General features: G+C 57.9%; 16 protein-coding genes. 7 read left to right on the forward strand and 9 right to left on the reverse strand.

The genetic code is table 11. From position 1 onward, the window contains the following. The first annotated feature begins 79 nt into the window (after positions 1-79). Positions 80-520, forward strand: a complete 441-nt coding sequence (gene tadA / locus HPC62_RS14275; RefSeq protein WP_205371481.1) for a tRNA adenosine(34) deaminase TadA — start codon at positions 80-82, stop codon at positions 518-520. A gap of 77 nt (positions 521-597) precedes the next feature. Here tadA and trxB read toward each other — a convergent pair whose 3' ends face one another. Further along, positions 598-1,992 (reverse strand): thioredoxin-disulfide reductase, encoded by a 1,395-nt coding sequence (gene trxB / locus HPC62_RS14280; protein ID WP_172356726.1) that lies wholly within the window; start codon positions 1,990-1,992, stop codon positions 598-600. A gap of 280 nt (positions 1,993-2,272) precedes the next feature. Here trxB and HPC62_RS14285 point away from each other — a divergent pair, with 280 nt between their 5' ends. Beyond that, positions 2,273-2,875 carry a hypothetical protein gene (locus HPC62_RS14285; RefSeq protein ID WP_172356728.1) on the forward strand — a complete coding sequence of 201 codons (603 nt, stop codon included), beginning with the start codon at positions 2,273-2,275 and terminating at the stop codon, positions 2,873-2,875. Between the two features lie 31 nt (positions 2,876-2,906). Here HPC62_RS14285 and HPC62_RS14290 read toward each other — a convergent pair whose 3' ends face one another. From HPC62_RS14290 to HPC62_RS14305, 4 genes are all read right to left on the reverse strand, one after another. Next, positions 2,907-3,149 carry a tetratricopeptide repeat protein gene (locus tag HPC62_RS14290; RefSeq protein WP_172356730.1) on the reverse strand — a complete coding sequence of 81 codons (243 nt, stop codon included), beginning with the start codon at positions 3,147-3,149 and terminating at the stop codon, positions 2,907-2,909. Positions 3,150-3,317: 168 nt separating this feature from the next. Continuing rightward, the gene (locus HPC62_RS14295; RefSeq protein ID WP_172353244.1) at positions 3,318-4,631 is read right to left on the reverse strand and encodes an NF041680 family putative transposase; all 1,314 of its coding nucleotides are present in this window, start codon (positions 4,629-4,631) and stop codon (positions 3,318-3,320) included. Positions 4,632-4,715: 84 nt separating this feature from the next. Beyond that, positions 4,716-5,735, reverse strand: a complete 1,020-nt coding sequence (locus tag HPC62_RS14300; protein ID WP_172356732.1) for a tetratricopeptide repeat protein — start codon at positions 5,733-5,735, stop codon at positions 4,716-4,718. Positions 5,736-5,829: 94 nt separating this feature from the next. Next, positions 5,830-6,249 (reverse strand): hypothetical protein, encoded by a 420-nt coding sequence (locus HPC62_RS14305; protein ID WP_172356734.1) that lies wholly within the window; start codon positions 6,247-6,249, stop codon positions 5,830-5,832. A gap of 234 nt (positions 6,250-6,483) precedes the next feature. Here HPC62_RS14305 and HPC62_RS14310 point away from each other — a divergent pair, with 234 nt between their 5' ends. From HPC62_RS14310 to HPC62_RS14320, 3 genes are all read left to right on the forward strand, one after another. Then, positions 6,484-7,146: a class I SAM-dependent methyltransferase gene (locus tag HPC62_RS14310; RefSeq protein ID WP_172356736.1), complete on the forward strand. Its 663-nt coding sequence runs from the start codon at positions 6,484-6,486 to the stop codon at positions 7,144-7,146. A 207-nt stretch (positions 7,147-7,353) separates the two neighbouring features. Next, a complete protein-coding gene (locus HPC62_RS14315; RefSeq protein WP_172356738.1) occupies positions 7,354-8,142 on the forward strand; it encodes a TIGR00297 family protein in 789 nt (262 codons plus the stop codon). A 409-nt stretch (positions 8,143-8,551) separates the two neighbouring features. Next, complete coding sequence (locus HPC62_RS14320; protein ID WP_172356740.1) at positions 8,552-10,540, forward strand: DICT sensory domain-containing protein; 1,989 nt, start codon at positions 8,552-8,554, stop codon at positions 10,538-10,540. Here HPC62_RS14320 and hpsN read toward each other — a convergent pair. Beyond that, positions 10,515-11,474, reverse strand: a complete 960-nt coding sequence (gene hpsN / locus HPC62_RS14325) for a hormogonium polysaccharide biosynthesis glycosyltransferase HpsN (RefSeq protein WP_172358964.1) — start codon at positions 11,472-11,474, stop codon at positions 10,515-10,517. The two genes, HPC62_RS14320 and hpsN, sit on opposite strands and share 26 nt — an antisense overlap. 98 nt (positions 11,475-11,572) lie before the next feature. Here hpsN and HPC62_RS14330 point away from each other — a divergent pair, with 98 nt between their 5' ends. Both HPC62_RS14330 and HPC62_RS14335 read left to right on the forward strand, forming a co-directional pair. Beyond that, positions 11,573-11,950, forward strand: a complete 378-nt coding sequence (locus HPC62_RS14330) for a hypothetical protein (protein ID WP_172356742.1) — start codon at positions 11,573-11,575, stop codon at positions 11,948-11,950. A 146-nt stretch (positions 11,951-12,096) separates the two neighbouring features. Continuing rightward, the gene (locus tag HPC62_RS14335) at positions 12,097-12,750 is read left to right on the forward strand and encodes a Coq4 family protein (RefSeq protein WP_172356744.1); all 654 of its coding nucleotides are present in this window, start codon (positions 12,097-12,099) and stop codon (positions 12,748-12,750) included. Positions 12,751-12,850: 100 nt separating this feature from the next. On the opposite strand, the gene HPC62_RS14340 is transcribed toward HPC62_RS14335, so the two are convergent. The 3 genes from HPC62_RS14340 to HPC62_RS14350 all read right to left on the reverse strand — a co-directional run bounded on the left by HPC62_RS14340 (position 12,851) and on the right by HPC62_RS14350 (position 15,422). Next, complete coding sequence (locus HPC62_RS14340; protein WP_172356746.1) at positions 12,851-13,246, reverse strand: VOC family protein; 396 nt, start codon at positions 13,244-13,246, stop codon at positions 12,851-12,853. Positions 13,247-13,551: 305 nt separating this feature from the next. Continuing rightward, the gene (locus HPC62_RS14345; RefSeq protein WP_172356748.1) at positions 13,552-14,640 is read right to left on the reverse strand and encodes a redoxin domain-containing protein; all 1,089 of its coding nucleotides are present in this window, start codon (positions 14,638-14,640) and stop codon (positions 13,552-13,554) included. A 209-nt stretch (positions 14,641-14,849) separates the two neighbouring features. Beyond that, positions 14,850-15,422, reverse strand: coding sequence for a gamma carbonic anhydrase family protein (locus tag HPC62_RS14350; protein WP_172356750.1), 573 nt, complete (start codon positions 15,420-15,422; stop codon positions 14,850-14,852). Between the last annotated feature and the right edge of the window lie 118 nt (positions 15,423-15,540).

The raw sequence follows: 15,540 nt of genomic DNA on the forward strand, positions 1-15,540 counted from the left end.
GTCTGAAATTTCTGAGTCAATCTCTGAGCCGATCTCTGAATCGATCTCTGAGTCAATCTACGATCGCCACTGTCGCTGGATGCAGCAGGCGATCGCCCTAGCCGCCGCCGCCGGACAGGCCGGAGAAGTGCCCGTCGGCGCAGTCGTCGTCGCCCCAGACAACACCCTGATCGCCACGGGCGAAAATCGCCGCGAACGCGACCATGACCCCACTGCCCACGCCGAAGTTCTGGCGCTGCGTCAGGCAGGGCAACGCCTTGGCACCTGGCGACTGGAAGACTTCACGCTCTACGTCACGCTGGAACCCTGCCCCATGTGCGCTGGGGCGATCGCCCTTGCTCGCTTGGGAATGCTGGTCTACGGCGCAGACGACCCCAAAGCCGGAGCCATCCGCACCGTCCTCAACCTGCCCGACAGCGCCGCCTCAAACCACAGCCCCAGAGTGCTATCGGGAGTTTTAGAAGCAGCGTGTCGAGCGCAGTTGCAGCAGTGGTTTGCCAAGCGGAGGGGGAATGGGTAGCCACGCAGAGGGATTCGTTAACTCCAACCTTCCCTCTTCCCTTTTCGTTCTTCCCTCTTCGTTCTTCCCCTCTTCTTCTACCCCACCGGGACGGCCGCCAGATTCTTCTGAATCATTTCCCGATACTGGCTCTTCTGCTTCACGCCAAGCATCTGCCCCACCAGGGCCTTGTCCTTGAAGAACTGCACGGTCGGGGTTCCCGTCACGCCTGCATTGGCCGCGATCTCAGGATCTTGCTCAATGTCGATGATGACGTAGTGAACCTGGTCTGCAAACTCGTCGATCACCTTGCTGAGAATCGGCTTCAGCGTGTGGCAGGGGCCGCAGGTGGGCGAAGTGTAGATGACCACAATCAGGCGATCGCTCTCGTGATACAGCTTCCGCAGCGCGTAGCCGCCCTCGTGCCGGGTATTTGCCAGGTCAAATTCCGAAGCCTGCTGTTCTTCGGTCTTGTGGGCAGGGGCTTCGTGGGGACGTTCCGAGGCTTCCGTTTGGTGGAACTCCTGAATCAGCGAGTTTGCCGAGAGATAGCGCTCCGCCAGCAGCGCCGCCATACAGCCCGTCCCCGCCGCCGTAATCGCCTGACGATATTCGTGATCCTGCACGTCGCCCGCCGCAAACACACCTTCTACATTCGTCTTCACATCTTCATGGGTGACGATGTAGCCCACGCCATCCAGGTCGATCTGCCCCTGAAACAGCGACGTATTCGGCGTGTGACCAATGGCATAAAACAGACCCTTCGCGGCAATTTCGCCCGTTTCGCCCGTGTGGTTGTTGATGGTCTTAATCCCCGTCATCAGGTTACCATCGCCAAATACTTCAGTCGCCGATGTGTTCCAATGCACAGTAATCTTGGGATTTCGCAGCACGCGATCCTGCATGGCCTTGCTAGCCCGCATCTTATCGCCGCGCACCAGCAGGTGAACGTGGGAGCCATACTTGGTCAGGTAGACCGCTTCTTCGGCCGCCGAGTCGCCGCCGCCAATCACCACTAGTTCCGCATTTCGGAAAATCGGCGTTGCGCCGTCACAGATCGCGCAGGCCGAAATGCCCCGCGTCCAATACTCCGTCTCTCCGGGCAGATTCAACCGCTTAGCCGTTGCGCCAGTACAAATGATGACCGTGTGGGCCTGCACTTCGCGCTCCTCTGAGCGAATCACAAAAGGACGCTGGCTAAAATCTACAGAAGTCACGTCTTCAGTCACCAATTCCGCGCCCCAGCGCACCGCCTGCGCCTTCATGTTGTCCATCAGGTTGGGGCCAGTGATGCCGTTGGGAAAACCGGGGAAATTCTCGACTTCGGTGGTGGTCATGAGTTGTCCACCGGGCAGCCCGCCGGCCTGAAACCCTTCAAACATAAACGGCTTCAAATTTGCCCGCGCTGCATAGATCGCAGCCGTATAGCCCGCTGGGCCGGAGCCAATGATGACCACATTCTCTACCGCATTTTCTACCGCTGGGTTCGCCATAGGGAAATAGATAAACTCATAACGACTACGTTTAGGTTATCACAGGATACTGGGGGTGTAAAGAGATGTTGAGGGGAAGAACGAAGAACGAAGAACGAAGAACGAAGAACGAAGAAAATCTGGTCAGGGTTGGATAGGTACCTGGAAATTTTCATTTTTCGTTTTTCGTTCTTTAAAATTAGGTTTCCCCTCGGACTGGAATCTTGGCCACCATTTGCCGGGTGGGATCTGCGCTATCCTACTCACAACACTCATTCTTCATTCCTCAGAGATCGAGGCTATGCTGACACAGATTGTGCGCCCGATGGTTCGCACGCAACTGCGGCTTTTGGCAAGCAGCCAGTCTACCCGCGCCACGCTGGTGAATACGATCGCCCAATGGCTGGGCTTTTTGGGCGTGGAGGCACGGGTCACCGAAATTGATGCCGCATCGGACAAGATTCAGGTGTCGCTGGTGGTTGGCAAGCCTGAGGCCTGCGATAGCCACGACTGGGAGCAAATTTTGAAAAATTTGGAGGAGAGCGAGCGGGCCAGTGGTGCAGAACCAGCAGAGCCGATCGTGCTGACTCCCCAACAGCAGAGCAAGTTGCAGCGGCTTTTAGCCTACGTGATTCAGGCGGGTAGCCCCGATAGCAAGGTGGTGTGGGAGGATGTGCTGCCGCAGTTGCGCGGGCTGGGCTATGAAGAAGACATGCTGCTGGGGATTCGTTCGGCGCTGAAGATTCCGCAATCGCTGGAGGTGCTGACGGAGGGGCTGGATGCTGACTTGGCGGCGATCGCCCTGCCCAAGGCCGTCAGTCTGTCGATGCTCGATCGTCGGGTCACCGCCTCAGAGGATCAGGCGCTCTCTGCCCTGCTAGAGGCCATGAAGCAACCGCTCTAACCCTGCTTTTTCTAACTAACTTTCCGGCTTCCTAGGAACCTCGCCGCTGTAGGGCAGACTGAGCCTGCGTATACCAGGTGTTTTCTTCGGGAATGGTGCGGTCTGCGGTGTTAGCGCAGGCTTGCCATTCTGCCACCGCAGGTTTGCCCTGAGCCGTCCACACCTGAGCCAGCAGGCAGTGAGCAGCGGCCCGTTGGGGGTCAAGCTGAATCGCCGCTTGCAGATGGGCAGCCGCTTCATCGAGACGGCTCTGTCTGAACGCAATCCATCCCAAATTCTTGTGATAGCTATAGGTAAAGTCTGAGCTTAGTAGCGCCCCTGTTCCTTCGCTTTAGTTTGGACTAACTGGCATCACAATAATGCTCAACAGGATGCCATAAAGAATCTGCTCAACCGTTCATAACAGTTGAACTTAAGGAATTGGATACAATCCTGCTCGCAGTTAAGCTGCTGTTGCAACCGGACTGTTCAGGGATTGTTCGGATGTCTTGCGTTTCGAGGCTCGTTTTTTGACCATCGGATAGCAGGGACGAGGAGTTGGCTTGTGCCCCTTGCCTCGTCCTGGCGATTTACCACGAGGTTTAGGCGCAGGAGCAGGGGTGCCAATCGCTGCCAAAATGCCTGCAAACGCTTGTGCGACCCGACCCGGAGTCAACGTTTCTTGCGGTGCCTGCCAGGGCAAGGGGTGGTCAGTACAGTCCTTTCGCGCTAACCACAACTGCCAACTGAGCAACGGCATCAGGCTGCTCCACTGTTCGGTTGCCGATACAGAACTGAACTGGGGATGTGTCCAATATAGCCTCTGCTTGGCAAAGCGATACCAGTGTTCAATGGCAAAGCGACGGAGGTAGTGCAACCACAGGGTTTCTAACGGAGGCATCTGCTCACCCAGCCAAACTAACCACAAAGGAGCCAAGCGTCGCGTGCTGCTCTGTGTCTCCAGCACCTCCACGCGCAACACTTCCATTGCCCGTTTGGGGGATTTGCGGAAATGGTATGCACTCCAACGACTGACCCGCACTCGTCCCCAGTTGGGATCATCGACTTCAACGGTTTCGACCGGGACACTCCAAGTGTCAGGGTCATTGAGTTTCATCTTATGTCCATGCTTGGCAGGTGCGCCTCGCCCACGATACGCTGGGGGCGCGCCATAGACACATCGATTGGATGTAACCCGCAGCAGCAAGTCTGCCTCAATCCCTGCCGTTTGGTTGACAAAACTGGCATTGCCGTACCCTCGGTCGTAGATCGCCAACGGACGCACCGCTAACTGCCGAGTCACTTGTTTGAGTTGGAATGCCGCTTTACTGGCGGGTGTTTCAAAGCTGGTGATGCGCTCATGCCGCAATGGTAATGCCCAACTGCCCCTGTCTTCAGCAATCCAGGCTAAGGTACTGTAGTTTTGTCCGGCTATCGGGGCATGTCCTGTTCTGCCTGATAAGGTGCGGTCTTTCAAACGCCTGGCAGCAGGACGGTTCCACCGACTCGCATCACCTGCCAACAACGGTTGCTGCTGAGTCGGTATCTGCTGCACCAACAGCTTCAGCACCTTTGATCGGGGTAGGCGGCTATCGCGCAACGCTTCATAGGTGCTCGACCACTGGCGACGAAAGACAGGACTCTGCGATAGCCTCACAAACGACACGATGCACGCACTCACTAACACGGCATCCATCAGATCAAACAGGGCATCTCTGGCGTTTCCCAAGCTGGCATACAACGTTTGGCGAAATTGCTGAAGTTCGTTGAAAATCATGGGGTCAATGTTGGTTGTACTTCATTGACCTTACGGCAGTCGGTGCTTCTCATTGACTGCCTTCCTCTTCACCATTAGTCCAAACTAAAGTCCTTCGGGAGTCGCCCCAGCAGATGCAGTTTGCTCGCCCTGCATCAACACGCTGGCAGCCATGTCGTATTGCCCATCGAGAATGTATAGCCGAGAGAGCGGAATACTGGCCTGGGGCAATCCACCCTGGAGCGCGAGGCGATATTGGGCGATCGCCTTTTCGGGATTCTGCCCGTCTTCATACACCGTGCCCAGGTCATAGCGCGTTTGGGGATTGTCGGGATTAAGGGCGAGCGATCGCCGCAGGTTCTCCTCAGCGCGGGTCATTTCGCCCTGAGCCTGATTGTCGTTGCCCCAGGCGGCATAGAGGCTGGCAATGCGGGGCAGATTGGCGTGTAGCCCCAGCAGCAGCAGCAGTAGCCCGGTCGAGAGTCCCAGCTTTGCCTCGTGGTGATAGGGGGAGGGCACGCCCAAGCGCTCCAGGCTGCGTTCGGTGGCTTCCTGCCCAGCTTGGGTCAGCGCTGTTTTCCCAGTCAGCAGCGTCAACACGCTCTGTCCCACGATGATGAAAGAACCGAGCAGGTCGGTGCCTCCTGTCAAGAACTTGCTGGAAATATCCATCACCAGGCTAAAGCTGGCGGCCAGCGTGGTGACAGTGAGCGCGTCCCAGAGCCAGTCAAGGCGATCGCGCGGGTCGGGCGGCTTAGGAAACTTCCACCACCAGGCGCTTGCGGGCGGATTGAGGCTGTCGCGCCAGGTCGCCAGATCGAGATGACGGGCGATCGCCCCGCTCTGCTGCCGCAGCCGCTGATCTAGCCGATAGATTTCAGCCCGAATTGTCGGATCAGCAGGTGCTTTATCCAGTGCAGCCTGCACCGCGTCTCGCGCCGTCAACGCCTGCAAAATCACATCTTCACTGGGCTGCTCGGCGTGGGCTTCCAGCGTTTCCAGAGCCACTCCATAGCGCCGAAGCACGAGATGATCAGACGATCCGAGCGGAGCAGCGGAACCCAGAGGCGGCTGTTCCAGAGCGGACTGTTCCAGAGCGGACTGTTCCAGAGCGGGCTGTTCCACGGGCGCTTCTCCACAAGGCAAAGGTTTACAGGAGCAGTATTCTGAAGCGAATCCTTCACCCGTCAGGGCCGCCACTGACAGCCGCCGGGGCTGTTCATAACACCAACTGCGTCACCCAGCTTTCCGTATCGGTCTGATTTTTGGGATTGGCCTGCCGCCGCGCCAAGCGCCAGGTTTTGCCCTCAATTTGCCGCTGGAGGTAAATCTCAAACGGGTTAGCCTTTTGCGTTACCGTTCGCCCCGGAAACTCCAGCGTCACATCATAGGTTCCCCGCACCCGAAACCCCCGCAGGTTGCCGATTTGCAATCCCTGCTCATCAGTGATTTTGACATTGCTGATGGTAAATGGGGGAAAGGTCGGGTCTTGAGGATTCAGCAGTTGGATCAGGTCTTCCTGCGTCTGGCTGAACTGGAGGGCGATCGCCCGCTCCACGATATCTCGACCCGGCCCAGAGACAGAGCTACAGGCAGTCAGGAGGAACGTGAGCAGGAGCGCGAGGAGGGGACGGAGCATTTTCGGGTTAATTGAAGGAATAAAGCACAAAGGGAGGGAAGGGGAAGTTAAAGAACGAAGAACGAAGAACGAAGAATGAAAAATGAAAAATGAAAAACGAAAAATGAAAAATGAAAAACGAAGCCTCTTCCCTCTTCGTTCTTCTCTCTTCGTTCTTCTCTTTTCGTTCTTCCCTCTCCCCTTTCCCTTCTCAGAACATCTTATGATCCAATTGCCCTTCTACCGTTGAAAACCATGACAGGCAAAAGCTTGGGACTGTCGGAACCGCTGCACGATTACCTGCTGTCGGTGTCGCTGAGAGAGCCGGAGGTGCTGCGATCGCTCCGAGAGGAAACGTCCCGCCATCCAGAGCGCATCATGCAGACCACGCCCGATCAGGGGCAATTTTTGGCGCTGCTGGTGCAACTGATTGGCGCGACGAAAACGCTGGAAATTGGCGTGTTTACGGGCTACAGTTCCCTGGCGGTGGCGCTGGCGCTGCCGGAAGCGGGGCAAGTCATCGCCTGCGACGTGAGCGAAGACTACACGGCGATCGCCCGTCGCTATTGGCAGCAGGCCGGCGTGGCGCACAAGATCGCGCTGCATCTTGCACCTGCGCTGGAAACGCTAGATCGCCTGCTGGCAGAGGGACAGGCGGGCACGTTTGACTTTGCCTTTATCGACGCAGACAAGGGCAACTACTGGAACTATTACGAGCGATCGCTCCAACTCCTGCGCCCCGGCGGGCTGATCGCCGTCGATAACGTCCTCTGGGGCGGCGAGGTCATCAACCCCGATAACCAATCCCCCAACACCCTCGCCATTCGCGAGTTCAACCAAAAAATTCACCAGGACAACCGCGTCTCCCTCAGCATGATTCCCGTATCGGACGGGCTGACGCTGGCGGTGAAGCGGTAGAGGGAAGGGGGAAGAACGAAGAGGGAAAAACAAAGAGGGAAGAACGAAGAACGAAGAGGGAAAAACGAAGAGGGAAAAACGAAGAGGGAAGGAGGCTCTTTTTTGTTTTTCGTTCTTCATTTTTCGTTTTTCCCATGCCTCTGCCGAAATCATCACTTACCCTAAGATCAGAGTCCTCTTGCAAAACCGCGTCTGGGAGGAGGTGCGATGCCTATCTCTAGCGAATGGATGCCCTGGCTGGTGGGGTTGGGGCTGAATAGCCTGCTGGCGGCGATCGCCTGGGTTTTGCCCAAGAAACTGCTGACTCCGGCGGGCATTTTCCACGCCTGGGCCCTGGGGGTGATTCTGTTTGGCACGCTGGGCTGGCGCGGCTATGTCGTCATGGTGGTGTACTTCCTGGTGGGATCGGCGGTCACTCGCATCGGCAAGCAGCGCAAAGAAGAGGCCGGCATTGCCGAGAAGCGCTCTGGGGCACGGGGCCCCGAAAACGTCTGGGGGTCGGCGCTGACGGCGACGCTCTGTGCGCTGAGCATTTACGCCCTGGGGAGTGCGGGCACGGCGACAACGAAGGTGATCATCGTGCTGCTAGCGCTGGGCTATGTGGCCAGCATTGCCACCAAGCTAGCCGACACCACCGCTACGGAAATTGGCAAAGCCTACGGCCGCCGCACGTTTTTGATTACCAACTTCCAACCCGTTCCAGCGGGAACTGAGGGCGCAGTGAGCCTGGAGGGAACGCTGGCAGGGCTGTTGGGGGCAGCGCTGATTGCCACGCTGGGCTGGGCCGTGCGGCTGATCGCCCCGATTGAAATTCCCATGTGCATTGCCGCCGCATTTATCGCCACGAATCTGGAAAGCCTGATCGGCGCAACGCTGCAATCCAAATACCGCTGGCTCACCAACGAGATGGTGAATATTGTGAACACATTTTTGGGGGCGATCGCCGCCATTGCGATCGCTGGAGCCTACTACTTCCTGGCCCACCAGCTTGCCTAAAGCGCAAACATACCTGAAGCGCAAATATGCGTAAATTGCGTAAATATTGTGTCAGCCCACTTTCGGCCCACCATCTCCAAGCCTGTCATTCCTACCACTGACTACAGTCAGCCCAGTCTCCGCCCATCCAACCCTCTTCGTTCTTCTCTCTTCGTTCTTCTCTCTTCCCGGTCTATCACCCTTGCCCCGCTAGAGTTTGTCTTTCTTCGTTCTTCCCTCTTCGTTCTTCTCTCTTCCCTCTTCCCCTTCCCTCTGCTAGCCAGACGACCGCATTCCATCCCCCAATCCTGCTTTAATCTAGCTATTCTCTAGATCTAAGACCGCAAGTTTATCCGAGAATAGGATCACCTCACCCTGCTTTGGTGATTACCGCTGCTGGATTGTCCGGATTGGATTAAGCAAGCCCTGCATGAGCATTTCTGAGTCCGTGCTGGATGCGCTATTGAAGCGATCGCCCCACTTGCGCCCCCAGCTTTACTTCAAATCGTCGCTCACCGCCCTCTCTCACGCGATGGAGGATCAGGTTCTGGCATCCTCCGGCCAGCCGCTCATCATTGCCAGCTTCCAGCGCGAACGGTTCTATCGACAGGAATCTCACCGCTACCTCCGCATCGCCGCGCTCACACCCCAGGTCTACGTCCTGGCTGCGCCCGAAACGGACTTCATGAACCGTTCAGAAGAATATGAAACCGTCGCCTTTGACCCCTCTGACCAATTAAGCCAGGAATGGCATCTGGTGGTGATTGGGCAGCAGTATTCCGCCTGTCTGGTCTGCCGCGAGCGTACCAGCCTGCCCAGCGCTGCCGACACCGCAGAAACGACGATGGATCAAACCCGCCGCTTTGAAGGCGTGTGGACGTTTGACCGCCAGGTGAGCTACCATGCCGCCGAAATTTTGCTCGATCGCATCCTGAGCTATCGCCCAGAACTGGCGGAAAAAATCGCCGCCGCCAAGGCCGAAATTCTGCTGCCGCAGCCCACCAAGCTGGAAGTAGACCCCGACCCCTTTGCCCAGCGCCTAGTCACTCATTTGCAGGCAGGGCAATACAAGCTGCTCAAGGCCTATCGCTCCATCGCTACACAGGAGCGCAAAGAACGCCTGGTGAACTCCATCACCACAGCAATGCGCCAGTCCCTCAACACCGACGACATCTTCCGTGTGGCAGTGGAGGAGTTGGGCAAAGCGATGCAGGTCTGTCGCTGCATCATCTATCGCTGCAAAGACACCGACACCAGCGCCAAAATCACCTATGAATATCTCCGCGACAAGCGCATTGCTTCCCTGGTGGATCAGGACTGGCCGCTGCGAGACAATCCCCTGTTTCAAGCCGTGGCCCAGCAGCAGACCTCGGTGGCGATTCGCGAGGCGCTCCCTGCGGGAATCGCAAACACCAGCACTGACCCGCCGCTCGACCTGTCGCCGATCAAGCCAATTTTGAAGCGTGCATCCATCCGCTCTTGGCTGATGGTGCCTGTGATTAACCAGGGACGACTGCTGGGCATGGTGGAGCTACACCACTGCCAGAAAGAGCCACATACCTGGACAGACGAAGCGCGATCGCTCGTAGAATCCGTCGCCTCCCAGTTGGGCGTTGCCATCCTCCAATCCGAATCCTACGCCAACCTGGAAGACCTGAACGAGCAGCTTGAAGCGCTAGAGCGCACCCGCAGCAACCTGATCGCCATCACGGGCCACGAACTCCGCACGCCGCTGTCCACCATTCAGGTTTGCCTGGAAAGCCTTGCCAGCGAACCTGACATGCCCACAGAACTGCGCCAAGTCATGCTCAGCACGGCCCTGTCCGATGCAGAACGAATGCGAAAACTGGTGCAGGACTTCCTCACCCTATCGCGGCTGGAGAGCGGCCGCGTCGAGTGGCATCTGGAACCGCTGGCGCTGCAAGAGTGCGTAGACCTAGCCCTCAGCAGCCTACGAACCCGCCAGTCCGACGCGCCATTGCCCAAAATCCAGACCAACGTGCCGGGGGAACTGCCGCTGGTCAAGGCCGACGGGGAATGGCTGGTCGAGGTGCTGGCCAAACTGCTAGACAACGCCTGCAAATTTACCGAATCCACCGGAGAAGTGCTGATCGAGGCGCACCCAAACGGCGGCAAGATGCTGGAAGTCACCATTGCCGACACGGGACGCGGCATCGAGCCAAATCGCCTAGAGGTCGTCTTTGATCGCTTCTATCAGGAAGAAGGAGCCCTGCGGCGGACGGCGGGCGGCACGGGGCTGGGCCTGGCGATTTGCCGACAGATCATCCTGGCCCTGGGCGGGCAGATCTGGGCCGAGTCGGATGGGCGCGACAAGGGCAGCCAGTTTCACTTTACGCTGCCGCTGGCGCAGGAGACGGCGGGCACGTCTGGGGCTAGAGCAAAGAACGGCCGCTCCTGAGTTCTGACATCTTTGCCAAAAGCGCAGTTCCCATTGCTGCCAGCAGCCCCAACAGGTAAAAAAACAGACGAGTCATCACCTTCAGCGGGTGGCCGCCCTTGTTGCAGGGCGGATTTCCCAGCACATGACAGTCAAATAATTTGGCAAAAAACCGGAGGCATTGAGCAGGGGTCAGGTTCTTGAACCCCAGCCAGAAATGATTGTGATAGAAGCTGATCTGATAGCGGGGCGATCGCGTCGAGAGGTCATGACAGCCGCCCGTTTCCTCCCCCAGATGCACCAGCCACGCCTCCGGGTCGTACCAGATCACCAGCCCCGTCGCCCGCAGCCGCAAGCACACGTCCGACTCTTCCCGCACCGCGCTGCCCCGAAACCGCTCGTCAAACCAGAGATGATGCTGGGTAAAGAGCGATCGCCGAAAGGACATATTGCAGCCCCGTGCCGACAGCACCCGCTGCGGCTGCACTGTATGCACCAGGTCGAGGTGATACCAGGCGATCGCCGGATCGTTTGCCTCCGGCGGCAGTTGCTCGATGCGGCGATCGGGGTCATCCGCCAGCTTCAGCCGATCCAGCACCCGGCCGGCGATCGCTCCAATCTCTAAGTTTTGATAATGCCGCGCGTGTCTTGCCAAAAAATCCGGCGGCATCTGCACGTCGTCGTCCACAAACACCACAATCTCGCCCGTTGCCTGCCGAATGCCGACATTTCGCGCCTGCGGCAGGCTGGCCCAGTCCACCCGCAGCCAGGTCAGCTTGCCTGCTGCGCTGAGTTCTGCCAGCATTGCCTCGGTTTCGGGTTCATGCACCGCCGTCTGATCCACCACGACCACGTCGTAGGTCGGGTAATCTTGCCACAGGGCATCCCGCAGCGTGGCCCGCAGCACCGCCTCGCGCTGGTAGGTGGGAATAATTAAGGACACGAAGGGAAGCATTTGGAGCAAGGCGCATCAGCCTCCATCCTGTCGCATTTTGCCAATCTTCAGCTATCCTTCGGGTATTGTGAGCATTGGAAATTCAAGGGCTTGGCAGAATGCAGGTGTGGGTTGCAGGCGTGGTGCTGTTTTTTGTAATGGCAGAGCTATATCCCTGGGTCGAGGGTCTGAGCTTACCGCTGCCGCTGATGGTGGCGGCCGGGCTGGGACTGGCGATCGCCTCCAATCGGTTTCCCCTCAACGGTAGAGGGCGATTCGTGAAGCGATCCCTACGGGAATCGCCCCGCCTCGCGCCAAAGCCCGCGCCAAAAGCCACTCCTCCAGAAACCGCTCAACCCGCCAACCCCGCCTCCGCACCGCACCCAAGCCCAGCGCCACAGCGCCCCCCCACCCAGCTTCCCAACCTCCACCCCGCCCCGCCTGCGCCCCCGCCCCGCCCAATTTCTTTTACCATCCGCAAGCCTGGTGGTTCCTAGTTGTAGATGTGTGTTTGAGAGATGGGAGAGAATAGAAATCCGCCGAAAGTGCCGACATTCTGGAATCCGGCTGTGGCTTGCTGTAGTCCTCTCTGTTCCTCTCCCTGTGAACCCCTCTCCTCACCCAAGTCCTCCAGGAGGCTGCTGTGTTGTTTCAAAAACTTCGTCAGCTCAACATTGATTTGCTGAGCGTCGGCAAAGGCACCATTTCCCTGCTGCGGAATGCTGAAAATACAGACTCGGTGTATGACATTGAAGACGGTCTGCGATCGACCAAAGCAATGGCGCTGGCGGTGGAATACGTCAAGCGTGACGAGGCGATCGCCCGCCTGTTTGCAGAACGCTACATCGCGCCGCCGCCCGATCTGGATGCCCTGCTGAAGCTGCCGCCCGATTCCCTCGGCTACATCTACGCTTCGACGCTCACCGCCGCCGGGTTCGACCCCAACTTTTATCGCAAGGTCGAAGTCACCGACGACATCACCTACATGCTGCTGCGCCTGCGGCAAACGCACGACATCTGGCATCTGGTGACGGGCTTTGAAACCAGCGTCTTTGGCGAACTGGGGCTAAAGGCCTTTGAACTGGCGCAGACCCGTCGTCCCATGTCAATCGTGCTGATTTGCGGCGGGCTGTTGAAGACCCTCACCGATGCGCCAGAGTCCCTCGACGGCATCCTCAACGACCTGTCGAAGGGCTACCGCATGGGCATGACCGCCAAGCCATTTCTGGCGCAAAAGTGGGAGGAACATTGGGAGCGTCCGCTGGCTGAATGGCGGCAAGAACTGGGCATCGCATAGGCGCTAGGCCAACCCGAAACCGTGAGTATCGCAGCCGTGAGTATCGCAGCCGTGACTATCGCAGCCGTGAGTATCGCAACCGTGAGTATCGCAGCCGTGACTATCGCAGCGCATAGTCAGGCTGGTACTCCACCAGTTCCACCTCGTTGCCGTCAGGGTCGCTAACGTAGAGCCGCAGCCGCGTTTCGGGCGAGGTGTAGGTGTAATACTCAATGCCGTGCTTTTCTAGGTGCGATCGCATCGTTTCGGCATCTTCGATCACAAAGCCGACGTGGTTGAACCCCGCGCTGGCATAGGGGCGATGAGCCGCCGCAGGTTCGTGGGCATTGTTCAGCGACATATAGAACTGCTCATTGCCCAGGTGAACCCAGCGATCGCCCCCATAGCTGCCCTCCGCCCGCACATACCAGTCGGGAAACAGCGTTTGATAAAACCGCTGGCTCGCCTCCAAATCTTGACAAGATAGATTGACGTGTTCCATCCGTTTGAAGTTCATGACTGCCTCCAGCCATTGTGTAAGGAGTGTGGTGTGTAAGGAGTGTCGTGTGAGGCGCGTTGTGGCGATGGGCGATGAACCTGATCTGGCCCTCTGGAAAGGGGCGATCGCCAAAGCCAAACAGCCCCCACTCCTTAATCATACTCGTAATGAGTACGAGTAGGTCTTCCCCTGATAGGGACTCCCGGATGGAGACTCCTGGATGTAGACTCCCGGATGTAGACTCAAAGGTCAGCTAATCCCACAAAGGGCATCAGGATTTGGACTCACGGTTTTACGGACTATCACGAACTCCTCACTACGGATTACTCGACGGCCAAAAACTGCCGATTCTCCTCGCGGATTTGGGCGGCGGCATCGTCGTAGAGGAAGGGCAGATAGGCGTAGCGGAGTCCCTGCGTCACGGGCGTGGCCTCATGCAGCAGCGAGCAAGAGAAGACCACTGCGCCGCCCGCGGGGGCTTCGTAGGTTCGTCTGCCAAATTCGGGAAAGCGCAGTTTACCCCCTTCATATTCGCCCGTGTTGAGGTTGAGCGACACCGCAAAACGGCGGTGGGCCGTACCTTTGGTGGTGTTGTCGCGATGAGGCCTGAAAAAGCCGCCGGAGTGGCCGTCGTAGCAGGCGACGATGTGGCGCTCGATGCGCGTGGCGCGAAACTGGAAGGCTTTGGCGATTTCGGGGACGAGGCGATCGTGAATCCGATACATCGCCGCATTCCGCAGGGGTTCGTCCAAAATTTCCTGGTCTTTTCGCCGCTTGAAGCTGTGGTCGCGTGCGGCAACGGTGCGCCCGCCCACCTCCCGCATAAAGCCCGATTCCTCGCCACCGTGCTGGTTGTAGTAATCAATCAAGGCTTCGCACAAATCTGACTCGAACACCCGCGGCACCACCAGCACGGGCGCTTGCACGGCGGCGGGTTCGGCAGGGTGGAGCGGCGGCAGTTGTTCGAGGATCTTCACCAGCAGGGCGACGTGCTGTTCGGGCTGGTCGCCAAAGGGCAGCACCCCCAGCACCCGCAGCCGCTCATCCAGGATATACGTGCAGGGCGTGTAGCTCTGGGTAGCTTCGTCTAAAACGCCGTATTGGCGGCTCACTAACTGGTCAAAGTCCCAAAAAAAGCGAATGCCGGGAATGGCTTCCTGCACTCTGGCTTGCGCCTGATCTTCCGGGTCAATGCTGACTCCAAAAAAGCAGCAGTGGGTATCGTCGAACAGCGCCCGATGTTGGAACAGCAGCGTCAGCACTTGCTGACTGACGGGGACGCTGGTGGAGGCGAAAAAGCACAGCACCACATAGCGGCCAGCTACCGAGTCGAAATGATAGCGGGGGTTGCTGGTGGAAGGGGCGGTGAACCAGGGAGCGGGTTCGCCCACCGTAAGCAGTGACCTAGCCATGGCAAAGTGTTTATTTTTCCATGCAAAGAACCTTATTAGGACTTACGCACTTGCGATAAACTTGCTGGGTTTCGCACGATTTCTCGCGGGCGCAGCCCGCGAGAAATCGTCCAACTTCGTAAGTCCTAGTTATGTCAATTTTAGGTTTTGGCTTGGGGATGGGTCGTCCAATCATCCAAAATCCCTAATCCAAAATCCCCAATCCAAAATCAAGATGACGCAGGCGGCAAACGCTTAAACCCCAAATCTGTCCCTGTGCCTGCGTGAACCTGGGCTAGCTTTTCGTATTTTTTAGCATGGTCGATCAGGTCGGCCACCTCTTCATCGCTGAGGGAACGCACCACCTTTGCGGGAATGCCCACGACGAGCGATCGCCCTGGCACGTCCTTCGTCACCACCGCGCCTGCACCTACGATGCTGCCCGCCCCCACGCGCACCCCATCCAGCACGATCGCCCCGATGCCGATCAAACAGCCCCGCTCGATATGCGCGCTGTGGATGACGGCGCGATGCCCCACCGTCACGTAGTCTTCCAGCACCGTTGGCTGCCCCGGATCGCCGTGCAAAATTGCACCGTCTTGAATATTCGTGCAGTGCCCGATCTCAATCCGTTCCACATCGCCGCGCACCACCGCGCCATACCAGATGCTTGCGCCCTCCGCCAGCAACACCTCACCGATGACCGCTGCCCCCGGCGCAACAAACGCCGCCCTGGAGAGATCTGGGACAGACCAACCGCTGGTGCGATTTTGCTGTGAATTTTCCGTGAAACCCGTAGACAAGCTGTAAACTCCAGTCAAATTTCTTAAGATTGCCAGGATTCGCGCCCTTGCTTCCAGCGAATACCCGTAGAATTGTTTCTAGCTTTTAACTGAGAAAAGCCTAAGAAAAACCCAAAGT

The organism is Thermoleptolyngbya sichuanensis A183, from assembly GCF_013177315.1.
In the GTDB taxonomy this organism is placed as follows: domain Bacteria; phylum Cyanobacteriota; class Cyanobacteriia; order Elainellales; family Elainellaceae; genus Thermoleptolyngbya; species Thermoleptolyngbya sichuanensis.